The sequence below is a fragment of the Pseudolactococcus reticulitermitis genome (assembly GCF_002260845.1).
Lineage (GTDB): Bacteria > Bacillota > Bacilli > Lactobacillales > Streptococcaceae > Pseudolactococcus > Pseudolactococcus reticulitermitis.
Genome location: NZ_BEDT01000001.1, coordinates 733,945 through 751,386 on the forward strand (window position 1 = coordinate 733,945; position 17,442 = coordinate 751,386).

A 17,442-nucleotide genomic window follows, 5' to 3' on the forward strand; every position below is an offset into this window, starting at 1 on the left:
GTTTTACGTATTCTAGGTTTTGGCGAGTAAACCACACAGTTCGTCACACCAGCTTCTTCAACTCATAAAGCTGGTTCATGGCTTCCATCGGGGTCAGATTCATGATATCAATATTTCGGACAGCTTCTGCCAACTCATCTGACCCTGTAAACAAATCGAGTTGCTGCGTCTCTGTTGCTGTATCTTGAACGACTGTTTCGACTGGTAATTTAGGCGTATCTGCTTCTAATTCTGACAAAATCACCTTGGCACGTTTTAAGAGTGGACTAGGCAAGCCTGCAATCTTCGCTACATGGATGCCGTAAGATTTATCGGCTGGTCCTGGCTCTATTTTATGGAGAAAGGTCACTTCACCATTCGCTTCGAGCGTCGCGACATGCACATTCTTCAAGTGCTCCAGGCTATTTTCCAGTGTAACAAGCTCATGATAATGCGTCGCAAATAAGGTTTTGGCGCCAACATGCTCATGAATATACTCAACAATCGCCTGAGCAAGTGCAATCCCATCATAAGTCGCCGTGCCACGCCCAAGTTCGTCAAACAAAATCAGCGAGTTTTTGGTCGCCCGACGAATGGCGTGATTGGCCTCCATCATCTCGACCATGAAAGTCGACTGACCACTAATCAAATCATCCGCCGCACCGATTCGGGTGAAAATGGCGTCAAAAATCGGTAACTGGACTTGTTCTGCTGGAATAAAACTGCCGATTTGCGTCATGACAACGGTCAAAGCCAGCTCTCGCATATAGGTCGATTTCCCCGACATATTCGGTCCAGTAATCAGCTGAATCATTGTCTCCGCATCAAATTCAATCGAATTTGGCACGTATTCCTGAGCCCCCATCACTTTTTCAACTACCGCATGCCGACCATTGATGATGTGGATTTCTTGCCCATTTTTAATGATGTCAGGCTGGATATAATGGTTGTTTTCAGCGACAACGGCTAGGGATTGGAGCACATCTATTTCAGCTATCGTTTTGGCTAGTTTTTGGATGCGAGCGATAAAGCTTTCTGTCTGATCACGCACCTGTAAAAAGAGGTCGTATTCTAAACTGGCAGAGTTTTCCCGTGCATCCAACATCTGACTTTCCAGTCGCGCTAGTGCTTCAGTACCATAGCGCTCAGAATTTTTCAAAGTTGCCTTACGAAAGAAATGGTCAGGGACTTGTTCACGATTTGAATTGGTCACATGGAAATAATAGCCATCTTTTTTATTGTAATCAATTTTGAGATTATTAATCCCAGATTTTTCGCGTTCCTTGGTTTCAAGCTCCGCAATCCAAGTCGTGCCGTCACGCATAATCACGCGATAGTCATCTAAGGTTGGATTGAAACCATTTTTGATGATATTGCCCTCTGTAATGGTGGCAGATGCATCAGGAGCAATGGCACTCGTAATCAATTCAAACAATTCAGGCATGGGGTCAAGCTGCGTGATGAGCGAAGTCAAAATGTCAGCCTGCATCTCCGTCAACACTGCCTTAATCGCAGGCACATTTGACAGCGTCTGAGCCAGTTGCAACAAATCCTTGGGATTGGCTTTGCCAAAAGAAACGCGCGAGGCGAGGCGTTCAATATCGTAAACCCCTTTGAGCGTTTCTGTTAAGTCAGAACGTTCAAAAAAGTGGTCGAGAAAAGTCTGGATAATCGCTTGGCGCGTCTGAATGGCTGAAGCACTGACCAAGGGTCTATCAATCCAAAGTCGCAACATCCGCGTGCCCATGGCCGTCTTGGTTTCATCTAGCAACCAGTAAAGACTGCCATGCTTTTTACCCGTCCGCGCATTTTGGAGCAAGTCCAGACTTTTTTTACTGGCAGCATCCATAAGCAAGAAATCTTTGATTTCATAACGCTGAACCGCCTGCAAATGCGTCAGATGACGTTTCTGCGTTGTCATGACATAATTTAAAAGTTTTGACGCCACAGCAATCTCTAAGTCAGCTAAACCAGCATCAATCAAGTCGGCATTGTCAAAGCCTATTAATTCTTGTGAGACAAGGACGTTAAGCTGGGTTTCGAGGATTTGGCGTTGCACATCATCTGTTGACAAAGCGTAGCCTGTCACCACTTCCCGCGCTTTAAGGGCTAAGATTTCATCGACTACGGCTTCAAAATCAGCTAACGATGTCACAAAAAACTCCCCCGTTGCCAAGTCGAGATAGCTGAGGGCATAGTGTGTCTGGTCTCGGTCAATCGCGACGAGGAAATTATTTTCCTTGCCCGTGTTTAAAGCATCGACGGCAGTTCCCGGCGTCACAACTTGTACGACATCCCGTTTGACCACGCCGACCGCTTTTTTCGGGTCTTCCATCTGCTCGGCAATGGCGACTTTATAGCCTAAATCAATCAGAATATCAATATATTGCTGGACGCTATGGTGGGGTACACCTGCCATGGGTATCGGATTGACCGAGTTTTTATTGCGCGAAGTCAGGGTCAGCTCTAAAATTTGCGCTGCCTTGACGGCATCGTCATAGAAGAGTTCATAAAAATCGCCCATTCGAAAAAGCAAAAAAGCATCTGGATAATTTTGCTTAATATCCAGATACTGTTGCATGCCGGGGGAGATTTTTTCAGGTGGTGTTGCGGCTTTAGTTGTCACGATAAAGTTCCTCGTTAATTTGTGTTTCTAGGGTTTGTAGGAGATGCTGTAAGAGATCGTTTGCGGCGACCAGCTTACGGCGATAATCTATAATCAAAGGCTCGTCATTGAGCTGGGCTTCGATTGCTTTTGAGCGCGCCATGGTCTCTTGATAAGCCTTGACTTTGTCGATTTTTTGATACAAGGTTGCTTGTTTAGCCAGCTCTTTCATCTCACTTTCAAGCGCGTATAATTCCTTGGCAGCTTTCAAGCGTTTTTCTGCTGCTTGAAAATCAAGAACTACAGGATGTTGTGACACTTGCACTAAAAGCGCTGCAAGAGCTTGATTATAGTCAGTTTGGCTGGATGGCATCTCGTATTTCTCTTTCAAAGTTGGCAGCACTTGCCTCATCTTGACAGGTAATCAGCAAGGTATCTGCGCCCGCAATTGTTCCCAAAATCTCAGACCGATTGGACGTATCAATGGCATCTGCAACTAAATCAGCCTCACCTAAACCAGTATGCACAACGAGGATAAACATGGCACGACGCACACTTTGGGCATAGGCTGACATGGTAGCCATTAAACTCATAGCCGTTCGAATCACACCAGTATTTTCAGGTTCGCCCTCATAGTCGAAAACGGCATAAAAACTCCCCTCATCATAACGATTTTTAATGATCCCAAGCTCCCGAATATCTCGCGATAAGGTCGCCTGTGTCGTTGTAATCCCTTTTTCTGAAAGCCGTTGTGAGAGTTCTTCCTGTGTTTCGATTTTGTTATTTTGGATTAACTGTCGAATAATTTTTTGACGTTCTAATTTCTTCATAGTGTATATTATAGCATAGACTGAATATTTATGCTGTTATCATTTTTAGCGTCAAGCCTTACATTTCTTCAGGTGCTTCAACACCCAAAAGTCTGAGACTTTCTTTCAAGACGATGCCAGTGGCGTAAGCCAAAGCAAGACGCGCGTCCTTCTCCGCATTGTCATCCAAAATCCGCGTGTGGGCATAGTACTTGTTGAAGGCCTGAGCGAGGTTGATGGCGTATTTGGCAATGGCAGAAGGCTCGAAAGTCCGTGCTGCTCTTGCGATAACGTCAGGGAAGGCTTGCAAGAGCTTGATGATTTCCCAGCTTTCGTCATCGGTTAGGGCGAAAGTTTCGCCTGTCATTGCTTCCGGTTGGAAATCTGCCTTGCGTAAAATCGACTGGATCCGCGCATGGGCGTATTGGACATATGGCCCCGTTTCGCCTTCGAATGACACCATTTCCTCTAAGTTAAAGTCGTAGCCGTTAAGGCGTTCGTTTTTCAAATCATAGAACTTGATAGCGCCAACACCAACGGCGTGAGCGACGGCTGCTTTATTTGGCAAATCAGGATTTTTCGCATCGATTTGCGCTTGCGCCCGTTTGACCGCCTCATGCAAGGTTGGTTCTAGTAAGATGACATTGCCCTTACGGGTTGATAATTTCTTACCTGCTTTTGTGACCAAGCCAAATGGTACGTGGTAGATATCGTCCGCCCAGTCATAGTCCATTTTTTTGAGGACAGCCTTGAGCTGTTTGAAATGACCCGACTGCTCTTGACCGACAACATAGAGTGATTTAGCGAATTTATAAGTTCGTTTGCGATACAGCGCCGCAGCCAAATCACGCGTGATATAAAGCGTCGCGCCATCTGATTTTTTAATCAAGGCTGGGTTTTCAAAGCCTTCTAGCTCAACAACCGTTGCCCCTTCAGATTCTGTCAGCAAGCCTTTTTCAGACAAGATGTCGATGATTTCGGACATCTTGTCATTGTAGAAAGCTTCACCATTCATGCTGTCAAATTCGACACCCAACTCCGTATAAATGCGGTCAAATTCGACCAGCGATTCATCTCGGAACCATTGCCATAAGGCCAAAGCTTCTGCATCGCCATTTTCCAATTTTAAGAACCAGTCACGCGCCTCAACATCAATCGTCGGATCATCTGCTGCCTCCGCATTAATTTGCACATAGAGTTTAAGCAACTCAGAAATCGGATTTTGACGAATGGCAGCCTCATTGCCGTATTTTTTATAGGCCACGATGAGCATGCCAAACTGCTTGCCCCAGTCGCCTAAATGGTTGATTTTAACTGGATTGTAGCCTATTTTTTGATAAATCTTAGCCAAGGCATCCCCAATCACAGTCGAGCGTAAATGGCCAATTGAGAAAGGTTTGGCGATGTTGGGTGATGACATATCAATGGCAACATTTTCGCCATTTTGCGCCAAGGTCGCATAGGTCGTGCCTTCTGATAAAATGTCTGATAAGACTGCTGTCGCTGTCGCTGATTTATCAAGGAAAAAATTGACATAAGGACCCGTTGCGACGACTTTTTCAAAGCCTTCTGGTGAGATTTTCTCAGCAATATCAGCCGCAATCACCTGAGGTGCTTGGCGCAAAGTTTTCGCCAATGAAAAAGCAGGGAAAGCCAAGTCGCCCATTTCAGATTTTTTAGGCGTTTCCAGTAAATTACTGATATCATCGATACTTAAAGCGTTATCCAAAACCGCTGCAAGCGCTTGGGATACTAATTGTTTATCATTCATCATTATAATCAAGTCCTTAAAATAGAGTAGTTAGCTATATTTTACCATATTTTTGAGTATCTTGCGTGAGTTTTTTTCCGGTAAGGCAACGCCTTGGATGGTCTGTTGACGCCAAAGTTACCCGCACCGATTTCTCGTCTCCTCGAATTATGTCAACTCCTTTTTGAGTTAAATAAATGTGTGGCATCTCTGGCGTTTGTCCTTGAGGAATACCTGCAACCAGACTAATCAAGAGGTGTCTTCCCGGTAGTAATTTTGCTGACAAAGTTGGTAAAATCGTACGTGGATAAAACAGATTGGTGTTGACTTCTGGGCGAATCATTTCTGCTTGATCAAAACCCAAAATATTTTTGATTAAACTTTGTCCGATTTTTGTATCGACTTGCGCTAATGACTGTGTTAAAATAGTCCTTTCTTCACGCAAAGCGACTGAAAAACCGCCTTCATTTAGAAACACCTCACGCTTTGTATCAATTTCATGAATCCGGACATGTGCATGTCCACAAGGGACAATCGTGCTCTTGATGTTGACACCCGTCATCGGTTGCCATTGATGGATAATCTGGTCATTTTTAATCTCAAAATTTGTATCTAACCCCTTTGGTCGAAAGTAACCGCCATCTTCACTAATGGCAAGCACATTGTCATAAGCTCCCGTAGCGTAAGTGTCGCCACCTTTTGGTACACTAAAACCAAAATGCGTTGAATAGACAAACTTGCCATATTTTGCTGGGGCATGACTTTGATTTTGGATGAACTGTCCTGCAGGATAAAGTAAGACATGGTCTGATTGCCCAACATGTTCAATTAAATGTCGCACGCTAGGCATTGCTTTTGTCTTTACTGACAAATTTGTCGGTAGCGATTTTTCTCGCCAAAAAGGATGACTAGCCGGAATCGCTAGAACAATAAAGCTCTTGAACGCCCAATATGCCGAGCCCGGCGCATTATAACCCTCAGACATGTTGAGATTTTCATAACGGTAACCGATACTCAAAAAATCAGCTTCTGTAAAAATCGCTTCTTGCATCCATGCTTTCATATTTCGAGCAAAAAGCCCTTTGATAACACCCCAAGGTAGTGCTTCGACATCTGCCAAAGCAAGCGCTCCCCAAAAAGCTGCCTGCGCAAACCGATATGTTAAACTCCGACCAAAAGGAATCGCAACACCAGACTTATCAAACCAATATTGGTAACTCTGAGCAAACAAAATCGCACGTGATTTCATTTGTGCGACTCTCAAAGCATCCTCTTCTCCCATGACTTTCACATAAATCAGACTATAAAAATGAAACCCCCAAGAAATATAGTAATCAAACTGCGTTTCTTTACCATCAAAATACCAGCCCTCTCCTGCATAGCATGCTTCAATATAAGCAAAATCGTCATCAATCCGATTTTTTTCATAAGGCATGCCCATTTTCTTCATGGCCACATTGATCAATATTCTAAAGAAACGCCAATTATTTTTAGGGATTTTATGCTGATTAATCTGTAAAAGCCAAGCTGCCATATTTTTTTGCTGGTCTTGCGACAAAACATCCCACGTTTTTGCTTTGGCTAGTAAAAAACACACCGCAATCGCCGCCATCTCAACAAACTTTTGATGATAATCCGTCAATTTACCATAATAAACCTCACTTTCTGGATCACAAGCTGCTACCAAACCTGTCAATAACTGCTGGCTTAAACTGTCGTCATCATTTTCTGCCAAAAATGGGCCCATCCCCCAAATCAACCGACAAAAAGTTTCCATTTCGCTGGTTTCTTCATCATAAATAGCACCATGGTTTCCCAACTTGAGATGCCCTGTACCTGCTTTCAACTTTTCAGAAAAAGGCGCCATCATCAACAAGAAGCCTTGCCTAACCTCGTCGTAAGATTCCCAGTTCAACTCTCTTAGTTCTTCTAACATATTCATCCCTCACAAAAAATATCTCAAGGTCTGCCAAGAGATAATTTTTTATTATTTTAGCTCATCCATATCAACAATATCCATATCTGTATACGTGATATTTTCCCCACACATGGCCCAGATAAAGGTATAGTTACTTGTCCCGATTCCAGTATGAATTGACCAGCTTGGGCTGATAACAGCTTGTTCATTTCCAACAACCAAATGCTTGGTCTCATCTGGTTTACCCATAAAGTGGAAAACTTTATTATCTTCTTCAAGATCGAAATAAACATAGGCTTCCATACGACGCTCGTGCGTATGACATGGCATGGTGTTCCAGCCACTGCCTTGCGCTAAATGTGTATAACCCATTTGTAATTGGCAAGAATCACAGACATTTGGATGAATATATTGATAAATCTTGCGTTCATTCATACTACTTGAAGCTCCTGTTGCAAGCGGTTCAATGTCGTCAATTGAAATTTTAACATTTGGATATTTGTGATGGGCTGGACTTGAGGCCACATAAAATTTTGCAGGTGTTTCTGGATCAATACTCTCAAACTTGACATCACGCGTTGCTTTGCCAATGTAAAAGCCATCTTGATTTTTCATGTCAAAACGTTCGCCATCAATCCACAAGAGACCAGCACCACCAATATTGATGACACCGAGCTCCCGACGTTCCAAGAAATAAGTCACACCTAGTTCCTTATCCAAATTAATCTCAAGCGCTTCATGTGATGGTGTCACACCCCCAAAAATTAAACGATCATGATGCGTATAAGTCAAGCGGATTGTGCCTGGCGTAAAAATTTCCTCAATCAAAAATGCTTCCCGTAATTCCTGAGTTGTATAACGTTCAATATCTTTTGGTGCATGTGCGTAACGTGTATTTAAGGTTTGTTGTATCATCTTATTCTCCTATCCTATTTTTCCCAAAAACTTCAATCTGCGTCAAAGCTGGAAATGGTGACGTATCTTCTGCTTTTTCCAATTTTTTTAATGTGACCCATTTCGTTTTGACCGCAGGGAATGTCAAGCGTTGAAAATCGGTCGACTTACTTGTTGAAAATAGCAATGTTTCTCCATTAGAAAGTACCATTGTCACACTTTCCCAGTAACTATCATGCGGAAAATCTGCTCTAAACAAAAGCGCAATCTGATCAATCTCAACCCAGCGCCCAAAGTCAATCGTCAGACTTGCATCTGCTTGTTGATTGATGCCCCAAGAAGCAAAAGGGTATGAGCCATGTGAGCGATTCGCATATTTACCATCAATCGCATTTTTAGCGAAAAAGACCGAATCATCGCGCGTTTCAACATTTGCATAGGCATGAGGAAAAGCACCAGAATCTTGCTTTTGGTCATGGGCATTAAAACTCAAATTTTGATACTGCACTATCTCAAAATCATAGGCCTTTCTTACCATGAGATGATGGCGGTGAGATTGAAAAGCTGTTTCAACAGATGAGCGACTCAAATTCTCCGCCAATGGTACTTTGAAAAACCATTCTTTTTTCAGCAAATAAAGCAAAGAGGGGGCCAAAGTTTCATCTAACTGAATCATGAAATAGCCTGTTTCGTCTGTTTTCAACCGAATTTGATCACCATTTTGGTAGATATAATCCTTAATCCCCAAAGTACAGCATGTTTCATGTTGCACAGAAAATGGTGCAGGTAACTTGTCATGATCCACTTTGCCAATCACGACCTGTTGATCTTGATTCAATATTTCAAGCCTTAACATCTTATCTCTTTTCTAGTGGTTAGCTTGAGAGTGATGAAAAGCTGACATCAGTTCTCGCGCATTTTTTGTGACAGCTTCATAATCCCCATTGCTTGCCGGCGCAGTGATGCCACCACCCGCACTAATAGCTGCTGCACCTGCCTCAAACCATTCGGACACATTAGCGGGACTTACGCCACCCGATGGTAAAATATTGAGGTAGGGAAACGGTCCTTTCAGATCTCGAATCATTTGAGCGCTGACAATATCTCCCGGAAAGAGCTTAATAAGCTCTGAGCCGTATGTCAACGCTTCTTGTGCTTCTCTTGGGGTAAATATCCCAGGCACATAGGGAATCTGATAAAGGTTACAGATTTTTGCAACGGATTGATTAAAAGATGGACTCACAATAAATTGTGCACCTGCAATAATAGCTAAACGTGCTGAAGTTGCTTCTAACACTGTACCAGCACCTATGATGATATCTGTCTCAGAATACTGTTCTACCAGACGAGCAATGACTGCGTTAGCCTGTGGCACTGAGTAAGTCAACTCAATACTTTTGATACCGCCGGCAACAACAGCTTCGACCAATTTGATGGCATTTTCTGGCGTGTCACTTCTCACAACGGAAACAACCCCTGAATCAATAACTTTTTTGAGTAAGTCTGCTCTTTGCATCTTTTCTCCCTTTTTTAAACTAATCTGTTCAATTCTTTCTTCTAACAAACATGAACCTTATTCTGGTTGCTTGCCAATATAAGCAAGAATACCACCATCAACATAAAGCACATGACCATTCACAAAATCTGATGCGGGGGAAGCGAGGAAAACAGCTGGTCCTTGAAGGTCTTCTGCTGTTCCCCAACGCTCTGCTGGTGTTTTGGCAATAATAAATGAATCAAAGGGGTGACGACTGCCATCCGCCTGGATTTCTCTGAGTGGCGCAGTCTGTGGTGTTGCAATATATCCTGGGCCAATCCCATTACATTGGATGTTGTATTGCCCATATTCTGAAGCAATATTTTTGGTCAGCATCTTCAAACCGCCTTTTGCTGCGGCATAAGCTGACACTGTTTCTCTGCCAAGCTCAGACATCATTGAGCAGATGTTAATAATTTTTCCACCACCTTTTTTAATCATGTTAGGAATAACAGCTTTTGCCATGATAAATGGACCGGTAAGATCAATATCAATCACTTGGCGAAAATCTTCAGCGCTCATTTCAATCATCGGAATACGCTTGATGATGCCTGCATTATTAACAAGGATATCGATGGTGCCCACTTCTTTTTCAATTTGCGATACCATCGCTGCCACACCCGTTTCATCCGTGACATCACAGACATAGCCATGAGCTTTGATGCCAAGTTTAGCATAAGCTGCAATTCCTTTTTTGACACCTTCAGAACTGCGGTCATTAAAAACGATTGTTGCACCAGCTTCAGCATAAGCTGTCGCAAACGCAAGGCCAATCCCATAAACTGCACCTGTTACGAGGGCAATTTTTCCTTCTAATGAAAATTGATTTTTTGTGTTTTGTGTCATTTTTTCTCCTTCTTTCTGTGATTTCACTTTATGACATTTTGAAATTTGATCTTCTAACTACTGTGCATAAATGTTTCAAGTACTTGACGGTTGGGATAACCATTATTGTCTCCAACCGATTGCACCGCAAATGCACCGATAGCACAGGCACGTTGGACAGATATTCGCAAAGTTTCTTGGTCAAGCAAACCTGAAATCAAACCAGCTGCAAATCCATCACCTGCGCCCACAGTGTCAACCACATGTGCGACTCGATAACCTTCAACAGTGAATATCTCCCCATTTTTACTTTTGACATAAGCACCTTCACTGCCATTTTTGATGATAACTGTCTGTGTAATCTCGCTTTGATTTAAATAAAAATCTGCAATATCAGATAATCTTGATAAACCTGTCAATACCCTGCCTTCTGAAATGCCCGGTAAAATTATTTTTGCAGATTTTGCCAAATCGTTGAGCGTTTCTCTCATGACTTCTTCTGATTGCCATAGGGCTGGTCGAAGATTGGGATCAAAAACTGTCAAAGTGTCTGTCATTGCCAACTCTGTCAATAAACTTCTTACCGCTGTCAAGCCATTTTCTGAAATGGCCGCCATAATGCCCGTCAAATGAGCAACCTTAATTTGAGATAAATCTACGTTTGTCAGTTGTTCTAAGTCAAAATGAGTGGCAGCAGATTCCTTGCGAAAATACGCCACTTTAGGATCGCCATTTGATACTTTTTCCTTCAAGTAAAATCCTGTCGGATAATCTGAAACCTGTGTGATAAACGTATCACCAACACCTGATTTTTCGAGTTCTGCTCTGATAAAATTCCCCAAAGAATCCTGACCAACTTTTGCCACGTAAGCCGCATCATAGCCTAATCGTGAAAGACCAATCGCAACATTTAACTCTGCCCCAGCTAAAAATTTTTTAAAATGAACAGCCCGAGTCAAAGGTAGATCTAACTCATCTGAAGCGAACACCACCAATGGTTCGCCAATTGTGATAAATTCCGGCATTTTTCTTCCTTCTTTCAAGACTATGTCACGACAAACTGCTTGCCTGATCCTAAACTTCCAGTAAAATCAATCGTCAAAATACCTGTCAATGAATCAAACGACATGCCCTTATCCAAGGATACAACTTCTAGGATATCTTTGGGTAAGGTCACATGAACGATGCTCGCAGATTGTGTTGGATCCGAAATAGTATAAATCGTCTGCTCTTTTTTCACTTGCTTCATTAGAGAAATTGCCTTATCTGTCGTAATACCTGCAATTGTTCCACCTGTCGGATGCCAGAAATTGACACCTAGATAGCCATCATCTGCCAATTCAACAGCTTGTATATGATCTGTATTTGATAAGATATTTAGCTTATTATTTTTTTCAAAATGAGTCATCGTATCTTGATTAGCACCTGGTATTGTCACATAAGCATAAGCGTCAGCTTTAGGATTTTTCCCGTGATTCATGATGAACTTTTGATAATTTCCTGTATAAAGCTGATGACTTGGAAAGGCAGAATTAATCTCACTATAAGAACCTTCCCGCTGTTCACTAGATATTTCGACTTTCTCTCCTGTTGGAAAGTAATAGCCAATTGATGCTTGTTCATGATCTGACTGAAGTAAAAGCCATTTTTTATCAGAATCAGACTTATCCGCTAACACCTCATATTGATAGGCATCATTAAGCAAGCGATTATCAACAATTGTTTCAATGCTTGCTTTTGTTGTTCCAGTAATGCCTGCACCCAAAGCAACAGTCATCCCATCAACGACAAACCAAGATTTCTTAGCCTGTAAATTCATAGGAAGGACAGAACCATTATTCTCTGTTCCTTTTTTATTCAAGGCCATACCAAGCGCTGCTTCTTGATTGGCAGCAACACCTCCAACCCATTTTTCTGGTGAGGTTACCGTTTTAAAAGCAGATACTTCATCGGCTAGCGGCACTGTATCCACTGTCGTTCCCGGCAAACGGTAAGGATCAACTGTTGGCCAATAGGAAGCGCCAAATTGCACCCCATCATGATTGAACAGATAAAACATCCCATCAGCCGTATGCCAGCCATGTTTATTCTCACCATTTCCAGCTTCAAAAGATGAGATTCGATTTGAATAAAGACTCAAACTCGTCATATAATAAGATGTTTGTTGCACAAACCGATCCATTGACGCAAATAACTTGGTGCCACTGAATGGTTTATCATCGCCTGTCACAGAGCCATCAGCCAACAACTCAACTGTCATTTGTAAATCATTGTAATCACGCGCATTATTCAAGTAATAATCAGGATTTTCAAGCATCCAATATTTCACCGATTCACGTAATTTTTGCTGACTAGCCTCCGGTGCTAAATTTGCGACAATCAGTAAATTATACATCGTCGTAGAGCCAAAGCCTGTCTGAGTTAGCGTTGGTGCTCTTGAAATTGAACGACCATTGACGCCTGGAACCATTGCTCCCTGATTGATTAAAGGCAGAAAAGAGGTTGTAACTGTTCCAACAAAATCGTCAACTGTTTGAGCATCCATCTCAAACACGGTTCCTTTGGTCAGTGACAAAATCTGACCAATACCTTTTATCAAAACATTGCCGTAAGACCCTGTATAGGGAATATCCTTATGCTGTATAAAAGAACCATCTGCATAAAACCCATCTCCACTGGTCACTTTTTGGAACACATCTTTTACGCTGTTTGAAGCTAAGGTTATCAGCGCTTCATCCTGTTGCAAAATGCCTAGACCTAAACCTGATAAAGCCAAATCTGTTCGATTCGCACCTGTCGTTGAAAAATTAATGAATTTTTGAGGGACACCAATCTGCCAATCCCACCAATTACCATAGTATTTTTTGCCATCATAGCCTTTTTTATTAACCATGAAGTCCATACCATGTTCAATCGCTGTACGCAATTTTTCATCATGATAAAGACTTGTGCCTTTGCTACCATAAGCTTGAGCTAGAGTAAAAAGATTAGAAAAATGCGTCGTCAGATTGGCTGATGCCGTATCACCAGCCTTCAAAGACCAAATCGTCGTCCTTTCTTCCGATAAATCCATTGTTTCATAAAGTTTAACTGCCTTATCAGATAAATTTTTGACATACTTTACCACCGCAGGATTCTGCGTATCATAATCAGCTAATATTAATTGATTTCGCCATTTATCTCGCATCTTGGTAAATTGGCTAAAATCAGTCTGAATCGGAAGCACTTCAACATCGCCTGATAAATTGGCAACATCTGATGCATAAGTTGTTGCAGCAACATTTAAAGTTCCGAAAAAGCATAACATGACGCCGAAACAAATGATGAAGCCGCTATATAATCTTTTCATATTTCCCCTTTTAAAACTCATATATGCAATTAATTTCCTACCCTGTCTGAAAAACAGGAAGCCCAAAAGATGGGCTTCTTCAAACCTATTTTCCTGGCGGAAGCGGAGCGCCTAAGAGACCAAATGCACTTAAGATAATCGTTAAAATCAGTACAATCCAAATCACGCGAGTTGAATTTAGTTTCTTTTGCCCTAGCATCCAATAAGTCAACAAAGTCAGAAGAACTGGAATTAAGGCAGGCAATATACCATCTAATGTTGTTTGTATTGAAAGCGAAACGCCATTATGTTTATAGACCAGTGGTGTCGCTACTTTAATAACTGTCGGAATCAAGGCACCGATGACAGTTACGCCGAGCACTGTCGCAGCATTTGTGAACGCTGATAATTTATCTTTTAAGGTCGTTACTAACTTGACACCTTGCTTATAGCCAAGTGGCAAAAGCGCTGCACGTCCAAATAATAAGGCAATATTGGCTAAAATCCAAAGCAGACAGCCAACGACTGAACCTTGCAATGCTAAAGTTCCTGCAACAGAACCAAAAATCGTCCCCCAAATAACATGGAAAAGAGAATCGCCAACACCTGCAAGGGAGCCCATCAAAGCTGTTTTCAAGGCAACAATGGTTTCTTTAGCCTGATAACCCTCTTTTTCTTCAATCGCAATATCAATCCCCATAATTAAGTTACCAAAAATGGCATTTGTGTTAAAAAATTGATTGTGGGTCTTCGCCATGTCTTTAAGCTCACTATCATTCTTATAAAGCTTTTTCAAGACAGGAAGGATGGCATAAAGATAACCAGAACTCATCATCCGTTCATAATTCCAGTTTAGCTGACTGCCGAGGATATAACGCCAGCTCATTTTATTCAAGTCTTTTTTTGTAATTTCTTCTTTATTCATCACCATCAAATCCCCCTTCGAAAGTTTGATTACTTGTAACTCCAGCTTCTATTGACTGGCTAGATTTTGACGTTTCTCGTTTAAATACTAACATCGCTGCAACTAAGCCAACAATCGCAATCCCCATCATTGGTACATTAAGATAAGCTGCTAGGAAAAAACCTGCCAATAAGTAAGGTAGATATTGTTTCGTTGGCAGGTAGCGTAAGAGAATGCCGACACCGACCACAGGAAGCGTACCACCAGCAACTTGTAACCCCGTCATTAACCATTCTGGCATGGCATTGGTCAAGGTAGTAACAGCTGCATCACCTACAATCAGCATTAATAAAATCGGAATGGCTCGCGAGAAGCCCCACAAGAAAGAACCAGATAGCACCAATCGAGGAATACGACCATAATGCGCTTTATCGATTGCCTTATCGATACGATGGAGTAGGAAGACATTAGAGAAACGAGCGAAAACATCAAGTTGTAACATCAAAAGCGCAACGGGAACTGCTAAGCCAATGCCATAGGCTGCACCTTTTCCTGAGATAATTGCAAACGCTGTTCCTAAGATTGCACCCGTAAAGTAGTCTGGCACAGAAGCCCCACCGAAAGCCGCAATGCCTAAACGCATTAATTGAAGTGTTCCGCCGACCATCAAACCCGTCTTCAAATCGCCCATAATTAAGCCAGAAACCATGCCCGCAATTGCCGGCTGTGTCAACGAATTAGAAATAAAAGAATCATTAATCGCAATGAAGGCATATAGTGTGATTAAAATGATTTGTATAACTGTTAAATGCATTATTCTCTCCTAAATTTTATTTAATCTTGCCATAAAATCAATTGATGGCTCGCTCGGAACTAATTGCGCACTAATCTTGACACCTTGTTCGAAAATTTTCTTGAAAATTTCTGCTTCTTCAGGCATTATCTTAATACTCTTAGTCACTTCCTTAGCCCCTTCCTTATAACTCATATTGCCAACATTTAAAGTCTCTAACTGACCACCAGCATTGATAAAAGCTAAGACATCTGTTGGATTTTTAAAGAGTAGGAAGAGACGTTGTAAGCCATATTTTCCAGAGTTAATAGTCGCAGCGGCCTTGGCAACAGGTAAAACGGATAATCTCATGGCAGATGGGGCAGCCATACGAAGTGATGATTTTTGAAGTGGATCCGTCGCTGCAGCATCATTGATGACAATGATACGCTGCGTATTTAAGCTCGTTGTCCAAATACCTGCGACCTGACCGTGAATTAATCGCTCATCAATTCTCGTATTCACAATATTTGCTTTGCCTTGATAGGCCTCAAATTCGCTCAGGTCAATTGGTTCTGCTTCTTTTGTCGCAGTCTCTTTCAAACTGCCTTTGGCATTGACAACGGCTGCTTTACCTAAATTAACCAAATCATCCGCTGTTAGCGTTTCATTAACCGCCGCCTCGAGCACTAACGGTAAGGACATGCCTGCAATAACATCAACCGTTGAAAGATCTGAATAATGTTTCAGCGCGACGTTACATGGCGTGCCGCCTAGTAAATCAGCAATGATTAAAGTCGCACCATTAAGCGCTTTCATTTTGTCGCTCAAAGCAGTTTCAAACTGAATATTGTCACCATCTTCTGGCAACTCTACCACATGAAGATAATCCTGATGGCCAATAATCATCTCAAGACTAGCTCGTACACCTCTAGCCATAGAACCATGACTAATCAATACTATATTCCTCATTTAGCTCCTTTTGCGCAAGCGCTTTATTTAACATGTTATCCCCTTGCAAATATAGTATATAACATATTAACTAGCTTGTCAACTTAATATGTTAATTTATTTTTTTATTTATCAAATTTACCTTTTCATTTCTTTCCCCCTACCCTTCATTTATTTTTGCGCTTAAATATCCCTCAACTAGGTCAGTTAATCTTTAAGATTTGATGTAATTTTTAGCCTCCCAAGTATCCAAGAGTCTTTTTACACATAAAAACTTAACTTATTAATTGCATATTACAAATTAACATGTTATTATTAAGAGATAAAGTTAGAGCCTTTGATCGGACATCAGTTCGTGAATGCCCCCATTTGGACAGCATGTCTACCTAAATCATTGAATTTCAAAGTTTTATAAGGCTAAATTACAGTAAGGAGCAATCTATTGATTCCAAAATATGAGCAAATTAAACAAGATTTGCTATCTGAGCTTAAAAATCACCAATTTACCCCCGGAGATAAATTTTATTCCGAAGCTGACATCAAGCAAAAATATAGCGTCAGTTCGATTACAGCTGTCAAAGCGCTTAATGAATTAACAAACGCTGGCTATTTATATCGCGTCCAAGGAAAAGGCACCTATGTGTCAAAATCAAAAGTTTCTCAGAATGTCAAATTTTCTGATATTGAACTTCATTCACATGAACAAGAAACGGTCAAGGTGCTCTCTGTCAAGCAAGACAATCAACCCGACATCCTTAAGGCATTAGGACTAGCCTCTGATGAGAGTTATTATCAAATTAAACGTGTTCGCTTTTTTGATGACGTTCCCTTTCTTGTACACTTCACACACCTGCCTAATCGCCTCGTTAAAACACCTCTATCAAAAAATCTTTCTGATTATGCCAGCGTCTACAAAAAAATTCTTGACGATTTTAATATTGATCTCTTTTCCATGTCATCCGTTGAGACCAATGAAATTATCTTTCCAGATGATGCTGAACTCTCTCATCTCTTGAATCTGAGCTTCCGTGAGCCAGCAGTTAAACAAGTCAAGAAAACCTTCCTACCGAATCGAACCGTAGCCGAATATATTATCAGCTATAAACACTGGAAATATTTCAAAACAAAAATAGAAGTGGATGCTCAATAGAGCACCACTTCTATTTTTTA

15 protein-coding genes are annotated in these 17,442 nt (G+C 41.6%); 1 reads left to right on the forward strand and 14 read right to left on the reverse strand.

Going from position 1 to position 17,442, the window contains the following annotated elements; genetic code table 11:
- Positions 1–43 precede the first annotated feature (43 nt).
- The 14 genes from mutS to RsY01_RS03605 form a co-directional block, all read right to left on the reverse strand.
- Positions 44–2,560, reverse strand: a complete 2,517-nt coding sequence (gene mutS, locus RsY01_RS03540) for a DNA mismatch repair protein MutS (RefSeq protein WP_094784239.1) — start codon at positions 2,558–2,560, stop codon at positions 44–46.
- A 34-nt stretch (positions 2,561–2,594) separates the two neighbouring features.
- Positions 2,595–2,957: a YlbF family regulator gene (locus tag RsY01_RS03545; RefSeq protein ID WP_157905772.1), complete on the reverse strand. Its 363-nt coding sequence runs from the start codon at positions 2,955–2,957 to the stop codon at positions 2,595–2,597.
- Entirely contained in the window at positions 2,938–3,414 is a 477-nt protein-coding gene (gene argR, locus RsY01_RS03550) for an arginine repressor (protein ID WP_094784172.1), read from the reverse strand. Before argR ends, RsY01_RS03545 begins: the two co-directional genes overlap by 20 nt.
- A gap of 58 nt (positions 3,415–3,472) precedes the next feature.
- Complete coding sequence (argS, locus tag RsY01_RS03555) at positions 3,473–5,164, reverse strand: arginine--tRNA ligase (protein WP_094784240.1); 1,692 nt, start codon at positions 5,162–5,164, stop codon at positions 3,473–3,475.
- 34 nt (positions 5,165–5,198) lie between these two features.
- Complete coding sequence (locus tag RsY01_RS03560; protein ID WP_094784173.1) at positions 5,199–7,079, reverse strand: DUF2264 domain-containing protein; 1,881 nt, start codon at positions 7,077–7,079, stop codon at positions 5,199–5,201.
- 51 nt (positions 7,080–7,130) lie between these two features.
- Complete coding sequence (kduI, locus tag RsY01_RS03565) at positions 7,131–7,976, reverse strand: 5-dehydro-4-deoxy-D-glucuronate isomerase (protein WP_094784174.1); 846 nt, start codon at positions 7,974–7,976, stop codon at positions 7,131–7,133.
- Between the two features lies 1 nt (position 7,977).
- Positions 7,978–8,811 (reverse strand): hypothetical protein, encoded by an 834-nt coding sequence (locus RsY01_RS03570; RefSeq protein ID WP_094784175.1) that lies wholly within the window; start codon positions 8,809–8,811, stop codon positions 7,978–7,980.
- Positions 8,812–8,823: 12 nt separating this feature from the next.
- Complete coding sequence (locus tag RsY01_RS03575; protein WP_094784241.1) at positions 8,824–9,471, reverse strand: bifunctional 2-keto-4-hydroxyglutarate aldolase/2-keto-3-deoxy-6-phosphogluconate aldolase; 648 nt, start codon at positions 9,469–9,471, stop codon at positions 8,824–8,826.
- Positions 9,472–9,528: 57 nt separating this feature from the next.
- Positions 9,529–10,338 carry a gluconate 5-dehydrogenase gene (locus tag RsY01_RS03580; protein ID WP_094784176.1) on the reverse strand — a complete coding sequence of 270 codons (810 nt, stop codon included), beginning with the start codon at positions 10,336–10,338 and terminating at the stop codon, positions 9,529–9,531.
- Between the two features lie 53 nt (positions 10,339–10,391).
- Positions 10,392–11,342, reverse strand: coding sequence for a sugar kinase (locus RsY01_RS03585; RefSeq protein WP_094784177.1), 951 nt, complete (start codon positions 11,340–11,342; stop codon positions 10,392–10,394).
- A 20-nt stretch (positions 11,343–11,362) separates the two neighbouring features.
- A complete protein-coding gene (locus RsY01_RS03590; RefSeq protein WP_238594937.1) occupies positions 11,363–13,666 on the reverse strand; it encodes a polysaccharide lyase 8 family protein in 2,304 nt (767 codons plus the stop codon).
- 85 nt (positions 13,667–13,751) lie between these two features.
- Positions 13,752–14,576 carry a PTS system mannose/fructose/sorbose family transporter subunit IID gene (locus tag RsY01_RS03595; RefSeq protein ID WP_167373213.1) on the reverse strand — a complete coding sequence of 275 codons (825 nt, stop codon included), beginning with the start codon at positions 14,574–14,576 and terminating at the stop codon, positions 13,752–13,754.
- The gene (locus RsY01_RS03600) at positions 14,563–15,363 is read right to left on the reverse strand and encodes a PTS mannose/fructose/sorbose/N-acetylgalactosamine transporter subunit IIC (RefSeq protein WP_094784180.1); all 801 of its coding nucleotides are present in this window, start codon (positions 15,361–15,363) and stop codon (positions 14,563–14,565) included. The genes RsY01_RS03595 and RsY01_RS03600 overlap by 14 nt, the downstream gene beginning before the upstream one ends.
- A gap of 9 nt (positions 15,364–15,372) precedes the next feature.
- Positions 15,373–16,293: a PTS sugar transporter subunit IIAB gene (locus tag RsY01_RS03605; RefSeq protein WP_094784181.1), complete on the reverse strand. Its 921-nt coding sequence runs from the start codon at positions 16,291–16,293 to the stop codon at positions 15,373–15,375.
- Between the two features lie 421 nt (positions 16,294–16,714).
- Between RsY01_RS03605 and RsY01_RS03610 the strand changes: the two genes are divergently transcribed.
- Positions 16,715–17,422, forward strand: a complete 708-nt coding sequence (locus tag RsY01_RS03610) for a GntR family transcriptional regulator (protein ID WP_094784182.1) — start codon at positions 16,715–16,717, stop codon at positions 17,420–17,422.
- The last annotated feature ends 20 nt before the right edge of the window (positions 17,423–17,442 follow it).

Bases quoted from the DNA above. Each gene is read 5' to 3' on its own strand.
- mutS (WP_094784239.1), bottom strand. From the start codon at position 2,560: ATGCAACAGTATCTGGATATTAAGCAAAATTATCCAGATGCTTTTTTG.
- RsY01_RS03545 (WP_157905772.1), bottom strand. From the start codon at position 2,957: ATGCCATCCAGCCAAACTGACTATAATCAAGCTCTTGCAGCGCTTTTA.
- argR (WP_094784172.1), bottom strand. From the start codon at position 3,414: ATGAAGAAATTAGAACGTCAAAAAATTATTCGACAGTTAATCCAAAAT.
- argS (WP_094784240.1), bottom strand. From the start codon at position 5,164: ATGAATGATAAACAATTAGTATCCCAAGCGCTTGCAGCGGTTTTGGAT.
- RsY01_RS03560 (WP_094784173.1), bottom strand. From the start codon at position 7,079: ATGTTAGAAGAACTAAGAGAGTTGAACTGGGAATCTTACGACGAGGTT.
- kduI (WP_094784174.1), bottom strand. From the start codon at position 7,976: ATGATACAACAAACCTTAAATACACGTTACGCACATGCACCAAAAGAT.
- RsY01_RS03570 (WP_094784175.1), bottom strand. From the start codon at position 8,811: ATGTTAAGGCTTGAAATATTGAATCAAGATCAACAGGTCGTGATTGGC.
- RsY01_RS03575 (WP_094784241.1), bottom strand. From the start codon at position 9,471: ATGCAAAGAGCAGACTTACTCAAAAAAGTTATTGATTCAGGGGTTGTT.
- RsY01_RS03580 (WP_094784176.1), bottom strand. From the start codon at position 10,338: ATGACACAAAACACAAAAAATCAATTTTCATTAGAAGGAAAAATTGCC.
- RsY01_RS03585 (WP_094784177.1), bottom strand. From the start codon at position 11,342: ATGCCGGAATTTATCACAATTGGCGAACCATTGGTGGTGTTCGCTTCA.
- RsY01_RS03590 (WP_238594937.1), bottom strand. From the start codon at position 13,666: ATGAAAAGATTATATAGCGGCTTCATCATTTGTTTCGGCGTCATGTTA.
- RsY01_RS03595 (WP_167373213.1), bottom strand. From the start codon at position 14,576: ATGGTGATGAATAAAGAAGAAATTACAAAAAAAGACTTGAATAAAATG.
- RsY01_RS03600 (WP_094784180.1), bottom strand. From the start codon at position 15,363: ATGCATTTAACAGTTATACAAATCATTTTAATCACACTATATGCCTTC.
- RsY01_RS03605 (WP_094784181.1), bottom strand. From the start codon at position 16,293: ATGAGGAATATAGTATTGATTAGTCATGGTTCTATGGCTAGAGGTGTA.